We start from the raw sequence: 19,290 nt of genomic DNA, 5'->3' as shown, positions 1-19,290 counted from the left end.
TTAGGCTTAACTCGATGATATAAAGTCTCGCTTGACCCTAATTTTGACTATTTATCGAATTTCGAACCACCTAAACATTTTGGTGACTCAGGAATTTGTCCATGCTGCTCTGAATACTCTTCAGGCGTATAGGCATGAATAGATAAAGCATGAATATGCTCAGCTAATTCAACTTTTAGAATGTCGTTAATCTGGCGATGACGCGGTAATAAGCGCTTACCCGCAAACTCTTCACTGACCACAATTACTTTAAAATGAGATTCTTCGCCACGGCTGTGCATATGGCTTTCATTTATGACATTTAAATGCTTGCAAGCGATTGCCGCAGCGATTTTTTCTTCGATCTGAGATTGCATTGACATGAATATAAACTCTGCATTTTTCAAATGTGGCTACTATACCGAGATAGGATTATTTAACAATACTTCTAAATGTCAGGTTGATACGACCACCTTTTACTTTGCTTTGTTTCGGCAATGAGTGTTGAAAAAGTTGCTGACTGTTACCCGACATCACTAAACAACTACCGTGCTCAAGCATTAACTCCCATTGCTGACCTGTCGCTTTATGTTTGATCTTAAATTTACGTGCAGCGCCTAAAGAAATTGAAATGATTAAAGGCTCAGCGCCTAACTCAACCTCATCATCACTATGCCACCCCATAGTGTCATGACCATCTCGATACCAATTTAATAGCAGGGCATTAAACGTCTGATTATAGTGGCTCTGAAGTTTACTGCGCATCGCGGCCAATGGTTTCGTCCAGCCTTGATTAGCTAATGTATGATTTGAATAGGCATAATGTACCCCTTCATCTGCCACAAAGCTCTGCAAACGAGGAATAGGATGAAACTTACCGAAAACCTGAATACTGGGTTGTTGCCAGTTTAACTCTCCTGTGAGATGTTCATACAAGTCGAGCCCTTTTTGAAATGAGATCAAATTTGGAAAATATGCAAACCCCTCGGGTAACTCAGGTTTAGTGAGTTTTGATGTCATGCTATTATTCACCTCATAAAATGACTACTTATAAAAAACTATGACGACTGAAGCTGTATTGGGCGGCCACTCGCTAACTTTACATCGATTTCCCCTAGATCAAAAAAATAGAAGCCTGCAAGCGTGGGATTCAGCCGATGAGTATTTGATCGAACATATTCAAAATGAATACACCAACGCACAACATATTTTGGTATTAAACGATAGCTTTGGCGCCTTAAGCTGTGCATTACATGCTTTAGATACGCAAAACTCTCGCAAAGTGACCAGTTTTAATGATTCTTATGTCAGTCAGCAAGCATGCCTTTATAATCTTGAAGAAAACGAGTTAGAAAGTCGTCAAACTGTATTACTTGATAGTCTCTCAGATTTACCTAGCGACGTTGATCTTATCCTTATCAAAATCCCAAAAAATGCTGGCTTTTTGCAATATCAACTTAGCTTGCTCAGTCAGTTTGAGAATGATGTGCCAGTGATCGCTGCTGGTAAAGCAAAAGAGATACACACTTCTACATTAAAAAGCTTCAGCCATTTTATTGCTGAGCCTTCGACCAGTTTAGCAGTTAAGAAATCACGTCTTATTTTTAGTCAAACTAAACACAAAAAACAGACATGTAAGTTTCCGGTGAGTTGGCCTTTAGAGAAAACTGATTTCACTATCTTAAACCACGCCAATGTATTTTCTCGTGATTCTCTTGATATTGGCGCGCGTTTTTTTAGCAATTATTTACCTCAGGGTAAGAAACCGTTAAGGGTGATTGATTTAGGCTGTGGAAATGGTGTTATCGGCTTACAAACATTGTCGAAAATGCCAAATGCTAAAGTTACTTTTGTTGATGAATCGGCCATGGCTGTTGCCAGCGCCAAAGCAAATATCGAAAATAACTTACCTGAGCGTGTGCAAGATTGTGAGTTTGTTCAAGATGATTGTTTAACTGATTTTACGCCTAACAGTGCAGACTTGGTTTTGTGTAACCCGCCATTTCACCAAGCACAAGCAATTACAGATCATATTGCGTGGCAGATGTTTGTGCAGGCAAAGCAAACGCTCAGATCAGGTGGCGAATTACGTATTATTGGCAACCGTCATTTAGACTATCAAGAAAAATTGCTCCGCTTGTTCGGAAACTGTAAAGTCATTGGTAACAATAAAAAATTTACTGTGCTAAGCACCACAAAGAGAGGCTAAAAATGAAAAAAATTGCACTTGTATTGTGTGGCATGTTGCTGGCAGGTTGTGCCAGCCAACCAAAATCTGTGATCTTAAATCCGATATACAAAGCAGGCAAAGTAGCCGACTTTAATGTACCTGTAACCTTAGCGGTCGAAGACCATAGGATCAGTAAATTCACGATCAAGGTGGTCGATCAAGAGCCTGCTGAGTACCTACCAGATGCCGAGTTAAGCAAACGGGTAAAAATGGCGTTTGAGCAAGCCCTTAAAACCAATGGCGCACAGCTCACTTCAATGGGTAGTAACACGTTAACACTACACATTGATTCTTTTCATTCAAAAGTAACAGAATCTTATACACAACATGAAAGTAATGCCGTTGCTAAAATTAAAGTGTTAGCAACGCAAGGTACACGTACATTCGAAAAAACTTATTCAGGTCAGGCTCAAATGACAGGTCCACTAAAGCATGAGCAAGCTAAAGTTGAAGGCCAACTTAATGAGCTGAGTGAGCAAGTGATTACCCGCATTGTCTCAGATCCTGCTTTAATTAAATTCTTCAAAGGATAATCATGAAAAAGTTGCTTATTACCTTATTCATTATCTGTATGAGTAGTCATGCCTTTGCTAGTAATAAAGAAGGCCGATTTGTTCAAAAGAACAACCTGTTCCCACGAGTAAAAATAATCACCAGTGAAGGGGATATTATTGTCGAACTAGACAGATCACGCTCACCGCTTACAGTGAATAACTTTCTGACCTATGTGGTCAATGGTGATTACAAAAACTCTGTCTTTCACCGTATTGAAAAAGATCAATACTCAGAGATCGACGAATTTTTTGTGATCCAAGGCGGTGGCTATGACAAAGACTATGATGGCATGTTTCAACGTAAGCCTATTTTCAACGAGAGTGGCAATGGTTTAAAGAATGACATGTATACCATTGCCATGGCGTATCAAGATAACGAGCCTCACACCGCTACTCGTCAGTTTTTCTTCAACATGAAAGACAACGACCATTTAAACCCAGGCAGAGGCTGGGGGTTCGCTGTATTTGGTAATGTTATGGAAGGCTATGAAACACTGGATAAAATCACACAAGTAGAAACTGGATTTAATGAAAAAATCGGCTACGATTTTGTGCCTAAAAAGCCTGTGATGATCTATCAAGTTGAGATCCTAAAAGCCGAAGCTCTTTAATTGACGGGATAGTCATGCAAATCAACTCTAGCCTAAGTGAGTACTTAGGCTACTACAAAGACAATCGCCTTCTCACCATCTTTTTATTTGGCCTAAGCAGCGGCTTTCCATGGGTACTCATTGGCTCTGTGATGTCTGCTTGGCTCAAAGATGAAGGGTTAAGCCGCAGTATGATTGGTTTATTTGGCGTGGTATTCAGCGCCTATACCATCAACTTTCTCTGGTCTCCGTTACTCGACCGTTTAAAACTCCCTCTGTTAGGCAACCTATTAGGTCAGCGACGTAGCTGGATTTTACTTGGCCAGATAGTTACTTTCTTCGCCACACTGAGTCTTGGCTTTGTTACCCTCAAAGATCAGCTATTCCTCGCTGCCTTATTATGCTTTTTAATAGCCCTTGCTAGCGCAACACACGATATTGCCATAGATGCTTTTCGTATTGACTCGTTAGATACAACTGAAAGTGAAAAAGCCACAGCTGCTGCAGCCATGGCAACCTCAGGTTGGTGGTCAGGTTATGCACTTTTAGGTGCACTGCCCTTCTTTCTTGCTGACTTACCCAGTTTTGATTGGTCACAAATTTATTTTGTACTCGCAGCCATTGTTTTACTGCTGATGCTAGTTACCCTGTTTGCAAAAGAGCCTAAATCACATCGTGAGCTCACTCATGCTCAATTAGAAAAAGAGTATCAAAGTAAGTTATTCGCAAACGGCAACTCCATATGGCAACGCCTGTTAGCTTGGTTAGCAGTAACATTAGTTGAACCTTTCAAAAGTTTCTTCACTAAAAATGGCGTAAAAACAGCATTTGCCTTACTCGCCTTTATTTTCTTATTTAAAGTTGGCGAAGCCTTTTTAGCTCGCATGTCAATCGTTTTCTATAAAGAAATCGGTTTTAGCAATACACAAATCGGTCAGTATTCAAAGCTTGGTACCGGGCTCATTACTATAGTGTTTGCTTTTTTAGGCAGTATTTTCAACCACAAATACGGCATAGTAAAAGGCTTGTTTGTCAGCGGTATCGCCATGGCAGCCTCTAATTTGATGTTTTCTTGGATTGCCATAGCAGGCCCAAAAGAGCATTTATATGCACTGGCTATCGTTGTAGACGGCTTCACCCAAGCTTGGTCTTTAGTTGCTATGGTGGCATTTATCTCAATGCTGTGCGATCGCGCCTTTAGTGCGACACATTATGCGTTATTGGCTTCTTTAAGTAGCTTAAGCCGTACTTTATTATCAGCTTATAGTGGTGTGGTAATTGATGACTGGTTAGATGGAAATTGGGCGTTGTTTTTTGCAGTTACAGCAATGATGGTGACCCCTTCTTTACTGTTTCTTTACATGATTAGACATAAGTTATATGCCATAGAAAAGCAGTTTCATCAAAACTCAACTACAACTAAAGGTGCGTAACACTACGCACCTTTAGGTGTTAAAACTTATGCTTCTTCTTTATTAAGTAAGCTTAAGCCTTCATACGGATCCACTTCTAGTGCTTCACAGTAACGAAGAAACTCAATCACGTCTAAACGACGTTCTTGGTTTTCAATTTTGCCAATAAATGAATGTGGAGTTCCTAAAACTTGCGCAAGGCTACGCATTGTGTGGCCTTTCTCATGACGCTTGCTTTTAAGCCACTTAGTTAACTTACCGTTTTCTTCAGAAGAAACCGTTTTACCCATCATAATGTTACATCTCCTACTCGATGATTTTATTGTTTCTTTAAGTTGAAATATGCCCGTCTCAACTTAACATGTACTGTATATCACAGTGCGACATGGTAAATCCAGAGTTTGTACCCATGTCCCAAAATAGGTATAGACTATATTTTGCGTCTACACTAATAAAAATAATAAATTTAATGATAAATATTAGAGCATTAACTTTACACTTAATACAAACTAATTAACTTTTTATTCTAAAAAGATGAATAAATAAATTTTCTTAGAAGATTATTGACTAAAGCTAAATTAAATTTTCGCTAAAAGGAAAACTATGATTAGAGTACTTTTTTTACTGCCCATTGTGCTATGCATACTTTGGTATTGGTTTTTGAAAAGCCAAGGGGTGCCTATTAAGCAAGGGAAGAAAGGATTTATTTATATTCTTTCATTTAGCGTATTTGTGCTGAGTTTCTTCGCACTCATGATTTGGGTTACGCAAAACACATAAAAAAAGCCACGCAACTGCGTGGCTTTTTAAATTCTTTATTGTGTTTAAACACTGAAGCTTGCACCACAACCACAAGTTGTCGTCGCATTTGGGTTATTAACAAAAAAGCGTGCGCCTTCTAACCCTTCGGTGTAATCAACAATACCATCTACAAGATATTGAATACTCATAGGGTCAACAACCATAGATACGCCATTTTTCTCAATTTCCAAATCGCCCGGATTCACTTTCTCATCGAATGTGAAACCATATTGGAAACCAGAGCAACCACCACCTGTCACATATACACGTAGTTTTAAATCTGGGTTTTCTTCTTCTGCAACAAGCTCTTTCACACGCTTTGCTGCAGCGTCGCTAAATTGAATTGGTAACTGATCAGACATGCTCTCGACCCTTAATTCTGATAATGGCGCGATTATCTAATACCCGAGTATTTTAATCAAGTAATCCGTTTGTAGAATACTCAGTGGCAACTTGCTAGAAAAGCCATCTTCTTTGCGCTAAAACAAGACGAAAACCAATTTATTTGATAGACTTAGGGGTCTGTTTTTTGTCGGAATAAAGCCATGTCTCTGGACGCCCTTAGGCGCCAATTAGCCAAGCCAAAAACCTCTGTTCAGTTATGCTTACTAGGTGTCGCTGCGGGTTTAATCGCTGCAATTTTAATTATCTTATTTAGGCTTACGATTTATGGCGTGCAAAGTTTATTTCTCGACTCCCCAGATGACTTTACACAACTACCAGAGCACTTAAGAGTTAGCCTACCCGTTTTAGCGGCTTTTTTGATTGCTTTGTTTGCTGCTATGACTGGCTTCAAGCATTACCGCCTTGGTATACCTTTTGTTATTCATCGCATTAAACACCACTATGGGCAAATGCCGATTTGGAACACTGCAAACCAATTTTTTGGCGGTGCTCTGGCCCTTATTAGCGGTTTTTCAGTTGGTCGAGAAGGCCCTTCTGTACATATGGGTGCAACCGGTGCAAGTGTGTTATCTGAGCGACTACACTTGCCTTGGAATGCTGCAAGAACACTATCAGGGTGCGGTGTTGCTGCTGGCATTGCCGCCTCATTCAATACACCTCTAGCTGCCGTTATCTTTGTAATGGAAGTCGTACTGCGTGAATATAAAGTACATATATTCGTACCTATCATGCTTGCCGCTGTCACGGGCGCGTTAGCCACACAATTTGTATTTGGCCACGATACTGAGCTTGCCCTTATCAGTGTCACCCCTTTGAGCTTTTGGCATTATCCGTATTTGGTAATTTGTGGTGTTATTTTGGGAGCTGTCGCCTTTGCATTTAACCAAAACCTAATGATGATAATTCGTACATTTAAACCTTTAAGCATGTTCCCACGTTTGATGCTAGCTGGGTTAATTGCCGGCTTAATCGGTAATCTAGTACCACAGGCTATGGGTTCAGGTATGAGTGCCATTACGCTGGCTGTGACATCACCTGAAAATATTCAATTACTCACGACTATTTTAATTGCTAAGTTACTGGCAACTTTATTTGCGATTGGTTTAGGTATCCCTGGCGGGTTAATCGGCCCTGTCATTGGTTTAGGTGTTGTAATGGGCACCTTAATGTCTTATTTCGGGCAATTTATTAGCCCTGACCAACACATTGCTGGTACCTACAGCGTTCTAGGTATGGCGGGCTTGCTGGCTGCAACTTTACATGCCCCATTAGCAGCCCTGACAGCCGTGATGGAGTTAACTGCCAGTCCACAAATAATCGTCCCTGCGATGTTAGTGATTTCAACCGCCTACGTGACGGCATTACAAGTATTCGGCAATCGTTCTATCTTCTTACAGCAACTTGATTTCCAAGGCTTGGCTTACCAAGTATCGCCTGCCAGTGAAGTACTGCAAAAAGTGGGAATTGTTGAAGAGATGAATGAGCAATTCAAACTACTCTACTCTGATGATAAAGAGCAAATTAAAGAGTCGCTGTCTGCGGTCAATAGCCACACACCACTTATCGTATTTGATGAACAAAATGGCTATCGACTGGCAGAATACGATTTAAGTTTGATGTCTGACGACTCTATGAATATTTCTTACATTCCGATGCAAGGCTTAAGCAGCCAAGCAACCATGTCAGACGCTTTTGATTTATTAAACGATAAACGAAGTGGCGCCGTATATGTGTTTAATCAAAAAGATGAACACCATGTTATGGGTGTGGTCCGCTGGGATCAGATCCGTCAAATTCTAACAATAAGAACCAGTTAAACTGGAGGCTAAATGACAGCATTACTTGTATATAAAGCACTGCATATTTTCTTTATGGTGGCATGGTTTGCCGGTATTTTTTACCTGCCCCGCTTATTTGTATATCACGCTATCAACCAAGAACCACCTTGTAGTGCCATGTTAAAAGTGATGGAGCGCAGATTACTGTTCTTTGTAACGCCTTTTGCTTTACTCACTTTGGTTTTTGGTCTGTTAATGATTTTTGAGTACGGTCGAGAGTGGTTTAAATATAACCTCTGGCTACATTACAAGCTTGTCTTAGTGATCATCCTTTATATTTACCACGGCTACTGCTTTAAACTACTAGCCGATTTCAAACATGATAGAAATACGCGCAGTGATCGCTTTTATCGGATCTTTAATGAATTTCCGGTGTTATTGCTTTTAGCGATAATCATGCTGGCAATACTCAAACCTAGCTTTTAATTGTCTAAAACTCGGCTTTATTGTGCTATTATGCGGCGCCAAGTCAGCCAGTCTTGGCCTGCTAAATATATTGGTTGAAAGCCTCGCTTTTAATCGCTCGTCATTTTCTGATTAGGGATCGCCTCATGTTAAGTTTCCAAGGTGAAAATATTCTCTCTGTAAATCAATTAAACAGAGATGCCATTGAACAGATCTTTGCTGTAGCAAAGAAAATGGAACCATATGCTAAAAAGCAAAAACGTACCAATGTGCTTGAAGGTGCTGTTCTAGCTAACCTATTTTTTGAACCAAGTACACGTACGCGTGTCAGCTTTGGTACTGCGTTCAATTTACTAGGTGGTTTGGTTCGTGAAACGACGGGCATGCAAAGCTCAGCTCTAGCTAAAGGTGAATCCTTATACGATACCGCGCGCGTTATTTCAGCTTATGCAGATGCAGTTGCTATGCGTCACCCAGATGCGGGGTCTGTAGCTGAATTTGCTACAGGTTCTGATGTGCCAGTTATCAACGGTGGTGATGGTCCAAATGAGCACCCTACTCAGGCATTACTTGACCTTTTAACCATAGATAAAGAACTACACCGCTTTGAGCGTGGCATCGATGGCATGCACATTGCGCTAGTAGGCGACTTAAAATATGGTCGTACCGTGCACTCTTTATCAAAGCTACTGTGCCACTATAAAGATGTTAAATTCACTATGGTTGCACCTGATGGCTTACAAATGCCAGACTACATTCTTGATAATGTATCGAACGCGGGTCATCAAATCGAACTTGTTTCTAAGATGGAAGGCAACCTAGCCGCTGATATCGTTTATCAAACACGTATACAAGAAGAACGCTTCCCATCTCAAGAAGAAGCCAACAAATACCGTGGTGGCTTTAGAATTAGCCAAGCAATTTATAACGCACACTGCAAGCCAACTTCAGTTCTAATGCATCCACTACCTCGCGATAGCCGTAGTGATGCAAATGAACTAGACAATGATTTAAACAATAACGACAACTTAGCAATCTTCCGCCAAGTACAAAATGGCGTATTGATCCGTATGGCGTTATTCGCGTTAACTTTAGGCGTTGAAAACCAAGTACAAAACTACGAAGTAGAAGTACCTTGGTTCAGCCGTAAACGTAACAGTTAAAATAGGACTATATACATGACAATTAGCCAAGATTTATTTTCTCGTGCTCAAGAATCAATTCCTGGTGGCGTTAACTCACCAGTGCGTGCATTCAATGGTGTAGGTGGCACGCCACTATTCATCACCAATGCTGAAGGTCCTTATACTTACGACGCTGACGATAAAAAATACATCGATTATGTGGGCTCTTGGGGTCCTATGATATTAGGTCACAACCACCCTGAGATTAAGCAAGCCGTTTTAGAAGCTGTTGAGCGCGGCCTTAGTTACGGTGCCCCAACTGAAACTGAAATCTTGATGGCTGAGAAAGTAAAAGAGCTAGTGCCATCAATCGAAAAAGTACGCATGGTAAGCTCTGGTACTGAAGCGACAATGAGTGCTATTCGTCTTGCTCGTGGTTTCACAGGCCGTGACAAAATTCTAAAGTTTGAAGGCTGTTACCACGGTCACGCTGATTCACTATTAGTTAAAGCAGGCTCTGGTGCCTTAACTATGGGTGTGCCTAACTCTCCGGGTATTCCTGCTGATTTCGCTAAGCACACATTAACGGTAGCGTTCAACGATATTGAGCAAGTTAAAGCTATCTTCAATGAATACAAAGACGAAATTGCTTGTATTATCGTAGAACCGGTTGCGGGCAACATGAACTGTATTCCGCCAGTTGAAGGTTTCCTTGAAGGACTTCGTTCAGTGTGTGATGAGCACAAATCAGTACTTATTTTTGACGAAGTAATGACAGGCTTCCGCGTGGCACTAGGCGGCGCACAGGCTTACTACAACATTCAGCCTGATCTAACCTGTCTAGGTAAAGTGATCGGCGGCGGTATGCCAGTGGGTGCTTTTGGTGGTAAAAAAGAAATCATGGATTTCATCGCGCCAGTAGGTCCAGTGTATCAAGCTGGTACGCTATCAGGTAACCCAATCGCGATGGCCGCTGGTCTAAAAGCACTTGAGCTATTAAGCCAAGGTAACTTACACCAAGAGCTTGAAGCAAAAAGCAAAGCACTGTGCGAAGGTTTTCAACAAGCTGCTGATGAAGCGGGTATTCCACTGACTACAAATTATGTGGGTGGCATGTTTGGTTTCTTCTTCACAACTGCTGAGTCTGTAAATAGCTACCAGCAAGCAACTGAATGTGACCTAGAGCGATTTAAACAGTTCTTCCATTTAATGCTTGAAGAAGGTGTTTACCTTGCACCTTCTGCTTTTGAAGCTGGCTTTGTAAGCTCAATGCACACAGATGCAGATATTGTAGAGACAATTGCTGCCGCTGCAAAAGTATTTAAAAAGCTATAAACAATAAGCGTTTATAGCTTTTAGTTAGAAGCCCACGTTTGTGGGCTTTTTGTTTTTTAAAGAAAAAAATTATTTTTGAACTAAAATTGAAACTTGCTCGGTCTATCTAATACACACAATTAATAAGTGACGCATATGCAAGGATCAAAAACGCTTTTCTCACCCGCTATTTCTTTAATGGCCAACTTGAAATACAAAAGTAAAATCAGTCTAATTTTTGGTATTTTACTTGTTCCTCTTAGTGTCAGCTTATTCTTCTTAAGCTCTATTCTCAGCCAAAATATTGCACTCACACAGCAGCAACAAAGTGGTTTAGCGCTCTACCCTGCGCTTTTACAAAATGTTATGTCTGAAAATAAACAGGCAAATCGTCAATTAGCCAGAAGCAACGGCTTTGATATCACAGATAGCGCCCAACAACACGCGCTCGAACAAGTCTCTATTCAATCAAAACTTGCCATTGATGGCGATATTGCACGCTCTTATATAAATCGCTCTTTGGTTGAGTCTGTTCCGAGCTTGATTGAACAAATAAATCTCACTTCTGAGCAAGCATTATTGGTGATCCAAGCGGGGTCATTTACCCCAGACACCTTTATTGCACTCTCGAATTACAATAAATCATTACCCAGTTACGCTGAACGTTTAGAAGGTAAACTGGCGGTAGCTATCGCAGATAACCAAACTGTAAAATCATCGCTATCACAGCAACTAGATAAGGTTTCACGTTCCGTACAAGCTTTTAAAAATAGCATTCAAAATAATCTGCTTGACCCTGATGAATTACAATTATCACAAAGCCAATTCAATAATTTAAAAAGCGATACGCTTGAACAAGTAAGTATGCTCATCAATACGGCAACACCGCTTTTAAAAGCATTACTAAACGAGCGCTTATCATCTCAACAGCTGATCAGAAACAGTGTTGTGCTTGCTGCGATTGTGTCACTGTTGCTTGCAAGTTACCTTATGTTCGGCTTTTACTTTGCTGTGGTAGACAATATTCGTGCGTTTGAATACAACGCAAGTAAAGCTGCACAAGGTGATTTAAGCGCCAAAGCAACGGCGATTGGTAATGACGAAATGAGCATTATTGCTTACCAATACAATCAAGTACTTGATGCTATGGTTAATCTGCTTGGGGATGTAAAAAGCACCAGTGGCAACTTACAAAATGCCACCAGCAAACTCAATGAAATCAGCCAAAGTACCCGTGAAGATGTCAGTCAGCAGCAGCAAAATATCGGTACTATTGTAGAAGCGTTAGAAGCAATGAATCATGCCGCCACCTCTGTTGAGCATTCAGCCCAAGAGGCAACACAATTAGCAAGCACAGCGGCAAGCCACGTAAAACAAGGCAGCCAGAACACCACAGAACTTGCTCAGCATATGACCATGTTGCAACAAGAGTTTGAAGAGAGTCGACAAGCACTTGATAAGCTGGCACAAGATAGCCAAGACATTAGCAAAGTCAGTGTCGCAATCAGTGAAATTGCTGAACAAACAAATCTATTAGCACTCAATGCAGCTATTGAGGCGGCGCGAGCTGGTGAGCAAGGCCGAGGCTTTGCAGTTGTTGCCGATGAAGTGAGAACTTTGGCCAAGCGTACTCAGCAGCAAACCGAAGAAATTCACACCATTATTAATGCACTTCAACAAGCTTCAAATACCACACAAGACAAAATGCGTCGAAGTGTTGAGCAAATGGAGCAAGGCGTACTTGCAGCAGAAAAAACCAATCAGGTGTTACAAGAAGCGCAAACCAGCATGGTCGACATAGATAATCAGGGCCAACATATTAGTGTGTTAGTCCAGCAACAATCTCAAGCCACTCAACAAGCTTTGAGTGATGCGACAAGCATTAACAATGTTGCTCAACACACTCTTGAATCAGCAATTGCTACTCAAGATGATGCCCATGCACTTGCAGCAATGAGCTCTCAGCTTGAAGGTGCGGTTAAGAAATTCCAGTTTTAGTGATGCTGTTTAGCCCTTTTATCATCGTTAATGCCAACGCCAGTTTAAGAACAAGTTGGCGTTGGGTTGAACAGTTCCCGTCTAATAGGTAACTGTATAACTTTACCGCAACTTGGTGCAGCTTGTCGGCCTGTTTTTGGGTTTACAAACGCCCAGCGCACACCGTCCGGTCTTTGATCAGCAATTGCCTGCGGATTAAGTGGTTTCAGATAGCGAATGTATAGCTCAAGCGCACCACTAGACCCAGTCAAACCTGTTGGCTTGTTATCATCTCGTCCGAGCCAAGTCACCGTCACTGTATTGTGATCAAACCCCGCAAACCAGCTATCTCTTAAATCATTACTGGTGCCTGTTTTACCTGCAAGCTGAATAGACGGGAAGTGAAGATTAATGCGTTTTGCAGTGCCATCTTTGGTGACTCTTTTTAAGCCGTAATTTGTCATATAAATCGATTCTTCAGCAAAACGTTGCTCTGAGCGCGTTCGATGTTCATACAATACTCGCCCAACCGAATTGGTCATAGCAGCAATACTGGTAAGTGGCTGATAGCGACCTTGCCTGGCAATGGTGCTATACATCTGTGCCACATCAAATGAAGAAAGCTCTAGAGCACCAAGAAGTAACGAAGGGTATTGCTCAACCTGCTGCTTAATGCCTAATTCACTCAGTGTTTCAGCGACTTTATGCACGCCAATATCTAATCCTAGGTTGACCGCCGGAATATTAATACTTTTACTGAATGCTTCATAAAGCGGCATTTTGCCTCTAAATTTATGATCGAAGTTTTCAGGGGTCCATACATCCCCTGAACTATCTTTGACCTCTAGCGGTCCATCTTCTAACAATGTCCCCAAGTTATGTGTATTTTGCTCAAAAGCAGTGAGATAAATCGCTGGCTTCACCAAAGAGCCCACTTGTCGCTTGGTATCGAGTGCGCGGTTTAAGCCACTAAAGCGCATATCTCGACCAGCTACCAAAGCAGACACACCCGCTTTCTCAAGGTTGACTGAGAGCATCGCGGTTTCAAGCTTTTCAGTTTGATATTTTCGCTCTAGATAAGGTAAACCTTTGCGTACAGACTCTTCCATCGCGGCTTGTTTTTGCAAGTCAAAGTAAGTAAATATCCTCACACCAGCATTAATGACTTGCTGATCAGGTAACAACTCCTTTAACTCTCGATTTACCAACTCTAGGTAACCTGGGTAATTTTGTTGTCGGTCACGGCTTAAGGGCTCAACTTTAATAGGCCTTTCAAGTGACTGACGATATTCATTGGTACTTAAGTAACCATTTTCAGCTAGCAGCCTGAGTACCAGATCACGTCGTTCTTGGGCACGTTCAGGGTAACGTCTCGGGTTGTAATAAGAAGGCCCTTTGACCATAGCCACTAATAGCGCAATTTGGTCAAACTCAAGCTCATCGACAGGCTTTGCAAAGTAAAACTCTGCAGCCAGCCCCATACCATGCACACCTTGATTATATGCTTGCCCTAAATACACCTCGTTTAAGTAAGCTTCTAAGATGGCATCTTTGCTATATCTGAAGTCTAAGATCATCGCTATCAAGGCTTCATTGATCTTACGCGTAAGAGTTCGTTCTCGAGTTAGATAGAAATTTTTAGCTAACTGTTGAGTCAATGTGCTGCCACCTTGCACCGTTCTTCCAGCTTTAATATTGGTATAAAGCGCTCTAAGAATAGACATAACAGATACACCATGGTGTTCATAGAAGTTTCTATCTTCCACAACCAGTAACGCATCTTTTAAAATAGTGGGAAATTTATCGAGAGGAACAAACTCTCTGTCTTGCTTTGAGTCATTACCAATACGAGCTATTTGTACGGGCTCTAATCGAGCTTTAGGCACTCGCCTACCAGACTCATTGACTATGCTGGCTAATTTTTTACCGGCAAAATTTAAGGTAAATACTTTGCCTTGCTCAACCCCATCATAAAACTCAAAAGCGCGTCGATAAATACGGATAGTTCGCCCTTCAACCACATACTGACCTGTGCGACTAAGCTGATTTACTTCTGAATAATTTAAGCGCTTTAATTCCCAAAGCACTTCTTTTTCTGACAAATATTGATCAGGGCGGAAATCCATCGTTCGGGCATAGACCTGCACCGGCAACTGCCATTTATTCCCTTCAAATTGCTTAGTCACTTTGGCATCAAGGTAAATCACATAAAACGCTAACACCGCGATAACTGCGATACTGCCTTTCCAAAATAAACGCCAAAGTCCTAGCAAGGTTCTTTGTTTGAATTGAGCAAATCTACCTTTTGACTGTTTTGTAGTTTTATTCGTTGTTTTTTTTGTGCTTTTCGATTTAGGCGCAGCGCTTTTTTTCGGTGTTGCTTTTTTTGTAGACGATTTTGGGGTAGGAGTCTTTTTTTCGGCCATGCCTTTATTCACGAATGGTTAATGCCAATTTAATCACCATAGATTACCTTAGATTAACAAGACCTGAAAGCCTAACTCATTGCTAAGTTAGGCTTGATTTTATTCAGTTTTCAAAATGCACACAGTGAGTAACTCTCATCACATGAACACCACTCAGTAAATCTTAACTCGATACTTCTGATATTTGTTCTTCACTCACTGTGTGCAAATTGAAACTTTGACAACTATTGACCGCGAACCGTAACAAACTCCGGATAAGCATCAACACCACAGTCATGTTGGTCCATACCTGACAACTCTTCTTCTTCGCCAACTCGAATACCCATTGTTGACTTTAAGATAGCCCATACAATGTAAGAAGCGATAAATACGAAAGCAAAGATACTGACTAGACCAATTAACTGTGTCACAAAGTTCGCATCGCCATTTGAAAGTGGTACTAACATGATACCTAATGCGCCACAGGTACCGTGTACAGAAATCGCACCTACAGGGTCATCAATCTTAGCCTTATCAAGGAACACGATACTGAATACCACCAGTGAACCACCTAATGCACCCAACAGTACTGCCAGAATCGGTGATGGTGAAGCTGGCTCTGCCGTGATTACAACTAGACCCGCTAATGCACCATTTAAAATCATAGTGAGATCTGCTTTACCCCAAAGCACTTTACAAACTAGTAGTGCAGCAATCGCACCTGCCGCTGCCGCAGCATTGGTATTCACAAGAATTTGACTCACAGCAACCGCATTCGCTTTATCTGCAATGAATAGTTGGGAACCACCGTTAAAACCAAACCAGCCCATCCACAGAATAAACGTACCTAGTGTTGCAAGTGGCATATTTGAACCAGGAATTGGATAAACTTCACCGTTCTTACCATATTTACCTTTACGAGCACCTAGCAGTAATACGCCCGCTAATGCCGCTGCCGCACCTGCACCATGAACAATCGCAGAACCTGCAAAGTCTACAAAACCCATTTCAGATAAGAAACCGCCGCCCCAAGTCCAGAAACCTTCGATTGGGTAAATTAGGCCTGTTAAAACAACGGTGAATGCTAAGAAAGCCCATAGTTTCATTCGCTCCGCAACTGCACCTGATACAATTGACATTGCCGTTGCCACAAATACAACTTGGAAGAAGAAATCAGCTTCTAATGCATGAGTTGCATCATCTGCGGCACTACCAATGAGCGCGCCAAAATTCGGCACTATGCCACCAGCTGTATTATCGACGTACATAATGTTATAACCCACCAGCAAGAACATAGTACAAGCGATGGCATAGAGCGCGATATTTTTTGTTAGAATTTCAGTGGTGTTTTTTGAGCGAACTAAGCCCGCTTCAAGCATGGCAAAACCCGCTGCCATCCACATAACCAATACGCCAGAGATCAGAAAGTAAAAAGTATTTAAAGAGAACTTGAGTTCTATGATGCTGTTTTCCATTGTTATTGCTCCTAAATCGCTTCTTCGTCGAATTCACCAGTACGGATACGTACAATTTGGTCTAGGTCATACACAAAAATCTTACCGTCACCGATTTTTCCGGTGCGAGCGACTTCACTTAAGGTGTTAACAATACGCTCTGCGTTTTCGCTTTGTGTTGCGATTTCAACTTTGATTTTTGGAATAAAATCAACTTGATATTCAGCACCTCTGTAAAGCTCAGTGTGACCGCGTTGACGACCAAAACCCTTTACGTCAACAACCGTCATACCTTCTACACCTAGCTCCGATAATGCTTCTCTGACTTCATCAAGTTTGAATGGCTTGATGATAGCGCTGATCATTTTCATATTGCCCCCTTCGACATTGTGATGCGTTATGTTGGCAATGAATAATCAAGCTCTATACCAAAATTAAAACTTTAAAAAATACATAAAGTTAACAATTTAAGAACATTTAAAATTAGATAAAATGCACCAATTAAGTGCGTAGTTATGCAAATTGAACTGAGCTGGTGCATAAATTTCAATCATTTTTACACCCATCTCAATTTGTCCATACTTGGACTCATAAACTTTGCATATTCAGTAAGAGCAGAACATTATTTAGTTTCGGAGGACATCAAAAAATGAAACTAAAAACCATCATCATCAGTGCAGCATTGCTGATAAGCCATGCGGTCAATGCAAGTGAACATAGCCGCCAAATCGACATAGACAACCAAGTTGTCTCAAAACATAAAACTAAGATTCTTGGTGAAAGAATTAACTACACTGCGACCACAGGAACTCAGCCTGTCTGGGATGAAGAAGGTCATCCAGTTGCTACCCTACATTACACCTACTACAAGAAAACCGACGTTAAAGATTTAAGTAAGCGCCCACTGCTAATCTCATTCAATGGTGGCCCTGGCTCTGCGTCAGTGTGGATGCATATTGCTTACACAGGCCCTAAAACTCTAAATATCGATACTGAAGGTTATCCGGTTCAACCTTACGGTGTACAAACCAACCCTTACTCAGTTTTAGACGTAGCTGACATTGTTTTCGTAAACCCAGTGAATACTGGCTATTCGCGTGTTTTACCAAACAAAGATGGGAAAATGCCTAGTAAGGCAGAGCAGAAAAAGCGCTTCTTTGGTGTAAATGCTGATATCAAATATCTCGCCGAATGGCTAAACACTTTTGTGAATCGCAACAACCGCTTTTTATCACCTAAGTTTTTAATTGGTGAAAGTTATGGTACTACACGTGTATCAGGTCTTGCTCACGAGCTACAAAACAGCCAATGGATGTACTTAAATGGCGTAGTATTGGTTTCGCCTACCGATATTGGCATTAAACGACAAGGCCCTGTAAAGGCTGCGAATCGCTTACCTTACTATGCGGCGGCGGCTTGGTACCACAAAGCGTTAGCGCCAGAGCTACAAAATAAAGACTTGTTAGATGTATTAGACGAAGTTGAATCTTACACCATTAATCAATACCTACCAGCATTGGCAAAAGGTGCATTTATCAGCGATGCTGAAAAGCAACAAACAATTAAGCAAGTTGCTAAGTTCAGTGGTTTATCAGAAACCTTTGTCGCTCAGAACAATTTAGATATTCCGACCAGCGCTTTTTGGAAAGAGCTACTAAGAGACAGAGGTCAAACGCTTGGCCGCTTAGACTCTCGTTATTTAGGTATTGATAAACGCGATGCTGGCAGTCGCCCTGATTACTGGCCAGAGCTAACCTCATGGCTGCACTCTTTCACACCAGCCATTAATTACTATCTACGTGAAGAGTTAAACTACAAAACCGATATTAAATACAATATGTTTGGCTCGGTTCATCCATGGGATCGCAGTAATAACAACACCGGTGAGCAACTACGTTTAGCCATGGCGCAAAACCCTTACCTTAATGTGTTAGTGCAAGCGGGATACTATGACGGTGCAACCAATTATTTCGATGCAAAATATACAATGTGGCAACTCGACCCAAGTGCAAAAATGCGTGACCGTTTAAGCTTTAAAGGTTATCGCTCAGGCCATATGATGTATTTACGTCGTGCTGATTTAGAGCAATCGAATCAAGACTTACGTGAATTTATTCAAAACGCCCTACCGAATGGCAAATCAGCTAAGTACTAAAAACTTATACCATGGCCTTATATCTTGCTTATAAGGCCCCACCTTCATTCGCATGTCTTTAAAATTTGGGTATACTCAAAGCATTAGCGAATTTAAGGATGTTTCCATGACTGACAAATACCGTGTTGTATTTGCCGGCTTCGATAGCAGCGTGAGTGAATCAGCCGCCATCGAGCAGCTCAGCTTAAAACTTAAAACAACGCCACAAAAAATCACAGCGTTCACGCAAGGCAAATCTTTATTTGCCCCCAGCGAAAAAGCCAAATGCCTTAAACAAGTAAAATTATTGGCCAGTTTCGGCTTACATGCCAAGCTGCAATCAGCTGAGAGCAATGCAAATAGCGTCAGTTCAATTCAAAACTCTAAAGATGAACGCATTCTAGAAGCCCTTGATTACATTACTTCTAGCCTTATTCGGATCGAAGAACGCTTAGAAGAATTAGAGCAACGTTTACCTTCACAAGAGATCGTGAAAGAAAATAAAGTCGAAGATGATTGGCAAGAAGACGACCTATTTGATGAACTTGAACTTGATCCCCCCCCTAAGCGCAGTAAAAAAGTGCAATATGGTCTTGGTGTTGTACTCATCATTCTGTTGATCATATTAGCCATCGCACTTGCTTTTCCTGAACTAGTCGCCTTTTAAT

The 19,290-nt window shown here is 41.3% G+C and carries 18 protein-coding genes; 11 read left to right on the top strand and 7 right to left on the bottom strand.

Features of this window, described 5'->3' with window-relative positions:
* Positions 1 to 47: 47 nt before the first annotated feature.
* Both AC1HJP_RS14740 and AC1HJP_RS14735 read right to left on the bottom strand, forming a co-directional pair.
* Positions 48 to 362 (bottom strand): BolA family protein, encoded by a 315-nt coding sequence (locus AC1HJP_RS14740; protein WP_130254693.1) that lies wholly within the window; start codon positions 360 to 362, stop codon positions 48 to 50.
* Positions 363 to 411: 49 nt separating this feature from the next.
* Positions 412 to 999: an alpha-ketoglutarate-dependent dioxygenase AlkB family protein gene (locus AC1HJP_RS14735; RefSeq protein WP_480362483.1), complete on the bottom strand. Its 588-nt coding sequence runs from the start codon at positions 997 to 999 to the stop codon at positions 412 to 414.
* 40 nt (positions 1,000 to 1,039) lie between these two features.
* Here AC1HJP_RS14735 and AC1HJP_RS14730 point away from each other — a divergent pair, with 40 nt between their 5' ends.
* The 4 genes from AC1HJP_RS14730 to AC1HJP_RS14715 are packed head-to-tail and all read left to right on the top strand — an operon-like array spanning position 1,040 to position 4,786.
* Positions 1,040 to 2,188: a methyltransferase gene (locus AC1HJP_RS14730; RefSeq protein WP_480362482.1), complete on the top strand. Its 1,149-nt coding sequence runs from the start codon at positions 1,040 to 1,042 to the stop codon at positions 2,186 to 2,188.
* A 2-nt stretch (positions 2,189 to 2,190) separates the two neighbouring features.
* Entirely contained in the window at positions 2,191 to 2,742 is a 552-nt protein-coding gene (locus AC1HJP_RS14725; protein ID WP_480362481.1) for a YajG family lipoprotein, read from the top strand.
* A gap of 2 nt (positions 2,743 to 2,744) precedes the next feature.
* The gene (locus AC1HJP_RS14720; protein WP_480362480.1) at positions 2,745 to 3,374 is read left to right on the top strand and encodes a peptidylprolyl isomerase; all 630 of its coding nucleotides are present in this window, start codon (positions 2,745 to 2,747) and stop codon (positions 3,372 to 3,374) included.
* Between the two features lie 14 nt (positions 3,375 to 3,388).
* On the top strand, positions 3,389 to 4,786 hold the full coding sequence (locus AC1HJP_RS14715; RefSeq protein ID WP_480362479.1) for an AmpG family muropeptide MFS transporter: 1,398 nt from the start codon (positions 3,389 to 3,391) through the stop codon (positions 4,784 to 4,786).
* A gap of 26 nt (positions 4,787 to 4,812) precedes the next feature.
* Here AC1HJP_RS14715 and AC1HJP_RS14710 read toward each other — a convergent pair whose 3' ends face one another.
* Together AC1HJP_RS14710 and erpA are read right to left on the bottom strand one after the other, a co-directional pair.
* The gene (locus tag AC1HJP_RS14710) at positions 4,813 to 5,058 is read right to left on the bottom strand and encodes a helix-turn-helix domain-containing protein (protein WP_058030897.1); all 246 of its coding nucleotides are present in this window, start codon (positions 5,056 to 5,058) and stop codon (positions 4,813 to 4,815) included.
* Between the two features lie 531 nt (positions 5,059 to 5,589).
* Positions 5,590 to 5,928: an iron-sulfur cluster insertion protein ErpA gene (gene erpA / locus AC1HJP_RS14705; protein ID WP_058030898.1), complete on the bottom strand. Its 339-nt coding sequence runs from the start codon at positions 5,926 to 5,928 to the stop codon at positions 5,590 to 5,592.
* A gap of 183 nt (positions 5,929 to 6,111) precedes the next feature.
* On the opposite strand from erpA, the gene AC1HJP_RS14700 reads away from it, so the two are divergent.
* The 5 genes from AC1HJP_RS14700 to AC1HJP_RS14680 all read left to right on the top strand — a co-directional run bounded on the left by AC1HJP_RS14700 (position 6,112) and on the right by AC1HJP_RS14680 (position 12,650).
* A complete protein-coding gene (locus AC1HJP_RS14700) occupies positions 6,112 to 7,788 on the top strand; it encodes a chloride channel protein (RefSeq protein ID WP_138480191.1) in 1,677 nt (558 codons plus the stop codon).
* 12 nt (positions 7,789 to 7,800) lie between these two features.
* Positions 7,801 to 8,235 carry a CopD family protein gene (locus AC1HJP_RS14695; RefSeq protein ID WP_480362478.1) on the top strand — a complete coding sequence of 145 codons (435 nt, stop codon included), beginning with the start codon at positions 7,801 to 7,803 and terminating at the stop codon, positions 8,233 to 8,235.
* Between the two features lie 125 nt (positions 8,236 to 8,360).
* Positions 8,361 to 9,377, top strand: coding sequence for an aspartate carbamoyltransferase (locus tag AC1HJP_RS14690; protein ID WP_421963370.1), 1,017 nt, complete (start codon positions 8,361 to 8,363; stop codon positions 9,375 to 9,377).
* Between the two features lie 15 nt (positions 9,378 to 9,392).
* Complete coding sequence (gene hemL / locus AC1HJP_RS14685) at positions 9,393 to 10,673, top strand: glutamate-1-semialdehyde 2,1-aminomutase (RefSeq protein WP_480362477.1); 1,281 nt, start codon at positions 9,393 to 9,395, stop codon at positions 10,671 to 10,673.
* 135 nt (positions 10,674 to 10,808) lie between these two features.
* Positions 10,809 to 12,650, top strand: a complete 1,842-nt coding sequence (locus AC1HJP_RS14680; RefSeq protein ID WP_480362476.1) for a methyl-accepting chemotaxis protein — start codon at positions 10,809 to 10,811, stop codon at positions 12,648 to 12,650.
* A 44-nt stretch (positions 12,651 to 12,694) separates the two neighbouring features.
* Here the strand turns inward: AC1HJP_RS14680 and mrcB are convergent, their stop codons facing one another.
* From mrcB to AC1HJP_RS14665, 3 genes are all read right to left on the bottom strand, one after another.
* Complete coding sequence (mrcB, locus tag AC1HJP_RS14675; RefSeq protein WP_480362475.1) at positions 12,695 to 15,055, bottom strand: penicillin-binding protein 1B; 2,361 nt, start codon at positions 15,053 to 15,055, stop codon at positions 12,695 to 12,697.
* 224 nt (positions 15,056 to 15,279) lie between these two features.
* Complete coding sequence (locus AC1HJP_RS14670; RefSeq protein ID WP_480362474.1) at positions 15,280 to 16,509, bottom strand: ammonium transporter; 1,230 nt, start codon at positions 16,507 to 16,509, stop codon at positions 15,280 to 15,282.
* Positions 16,510 to 16,520: 11 nt separating this feature from the next.
* Positions 16,521 to 16,859 (bottom strand): P-II family nitrogen regulator, encoded by a 339-nt coding sequence (locus AC1HJP_RS14665; protein ID WP_130254678.1) that lies wholly within the window; start codon positions 16,857 to 16,859, stop codon positions 16,521 to 16,523.
* Positions 16,860 to 17,137: 278 nt separating this feature from the next.
* On the opposite strand from AC1HJP_RS14665, the gene AC1HJP_RS14660 reads away from it, so the two are divergent.
* Complete coding sequence (locus tag AC1HJP_RS14660; RefSeq protein WP_480362473.1) at positions 17,138 to 18,643, top strand: S10 family peptidase; 1,506 nt, start codon at positions 17,138 to 17,140, stop codon at positions 18,641 to 18,643.
* Positions 18,644 to 18,749: 106 nt separating this feature from the next.
* Entirely contained in the window at positions 18,750 to 19,289 is a 540-nt protein-coding gene (locus AC1HJP_RS14655; protein ID WP_480362472.1) for a hypothetical protein, read from the top strand.
* The last annotated feature ends 1 nt before the right edge of the window (position 19,290 follow it).

It is taken from the genome of Pseudoalteromonas sp. NFXS53 (assembly GCF_056629255.1).
This window is presented reverse-complemented; position numbering and strand designations above follow the sequence as displayed.

Coding starts and splice junctions, on each gene's coding strand:
- AC1HJP_RS14740 (WP_130254693.1), bottom strand. CDS start 362: ATGTCAATGCAATCTCAGATCGAAGAAAAAATCGCTGCGGCAATCGCT.
- AC1HJP_RS14735 (WP_480362483.1), bottom strand. CDS start 999: ATGACATCAAAACTCACTAAACCTGAGTTACCCGAGGGGTTTGCATAT.
- AC1HJP_RS14730 (WP_480362482.1), top strand. CDS start 1,040: ATGACGACTGAAGCTGTATTGGGCGGCCACTCGCTAACTTTACATCGA.
- AC1HJP_RS14725 (WP_480362481.1), top strand. CDS start 2,191: ATGAAAAAAATTGCACTTGTATTGTGTGGCATGTTGCTGGCAGGTTGT.
- AC1HJP_RS14720 (WP_480362480.1), top strand. CDS start 2,745: ATGAAAAAGTTGCTTATTACCTTATTCATTATCTGTATGAGTAGTCAT.
- AC1HJP_RS14715 (WP_480362479.1), top strand. CDS start 3,389: ATGCAAATCAACTCTAGCCTAAGTGAGTACTTAGGCTACTACAAAGAC.
- AC1HJP_RS14710 (WP_058030897.1), bottom strand. CDS start 5,058: ATGATGGGTAAAACGGTTTCTTCTGAAGAAAACGGTAAGTTAACTAAG.
- erpA (WP_058030898.1), bottom strand. CDS start 5,928: ATGTCTGATCAGTTACCAATTCAATTTAGCGACGCTGCAGCAAAGCGT.
- AC1HJP_RS14700 (WP_138480191.1), top strand. CDS start 6,112: ATGTCTCTGGACGCCCTTAGGCGCCAATTAGCCAAGCCAAAAACCTCT.
- AC1HJP_RS14695 (WP_480362478.1), top strand. CDS start 7,801: ATGACAGCATTACTTGTATATAAAGCACTGCATATTTTCTTTATGGTG.
- AC1HJP_RS14690 (WP_421963370.1), top strand. CDS start 8,361: ATGTTAAGTTTCCAAGGTGAAAATATTCTCTCTGTAAATCAATTAAAC.
- hemL (WP_480362477.1), top strand. CDS start 9,393: ATGACAATTAGCCAAGATTTATTTTCTCGTGCTCAAGAATCAATTCCT.
- AC1HJP_RS14680 (WP_480362476.1), top strand. CDS start 10,809: ATGCAAGGATCAAAAACGCTTTTCTCACCCGCTATTTCTTTAATGGCC.
- mrcB (WP_480362475.1), bottom strand. CDS start 15,055: ATGGCCGAAAAAAAGACTCCTACCCCAAAATCGTCTACAAAAAAAGCA.
- AC1HJP_RS14670 (WP_480362474.1), bottom strand. CDS start 16,509: ATGGAAAACAGCATCATAGAACTCAAGTTCTCTTTAAATACTTTTTAC.
- AC1HJP_RS14665 (WP_130254678.1), bottom strand. CDS start 16,859: ATGAAAATGATCAGCGCTATCATCAAGCCATTCAAACTTGATGAAGTC.
- AC1HJP_RS14660 (WP_480362473.1), top strand. CDS start 17,138: ATGAAACTAAAAACCATCATCATCAGTGCAGCATTGCTGATAAGCCAT.
- AC1HJP_RS14655 (WP_480362472.1), top strand. CDS start 18,750: ATGACTGACAAATACCGTGTTGTATTTGCCGGCTTCGATAGCAGCGTG.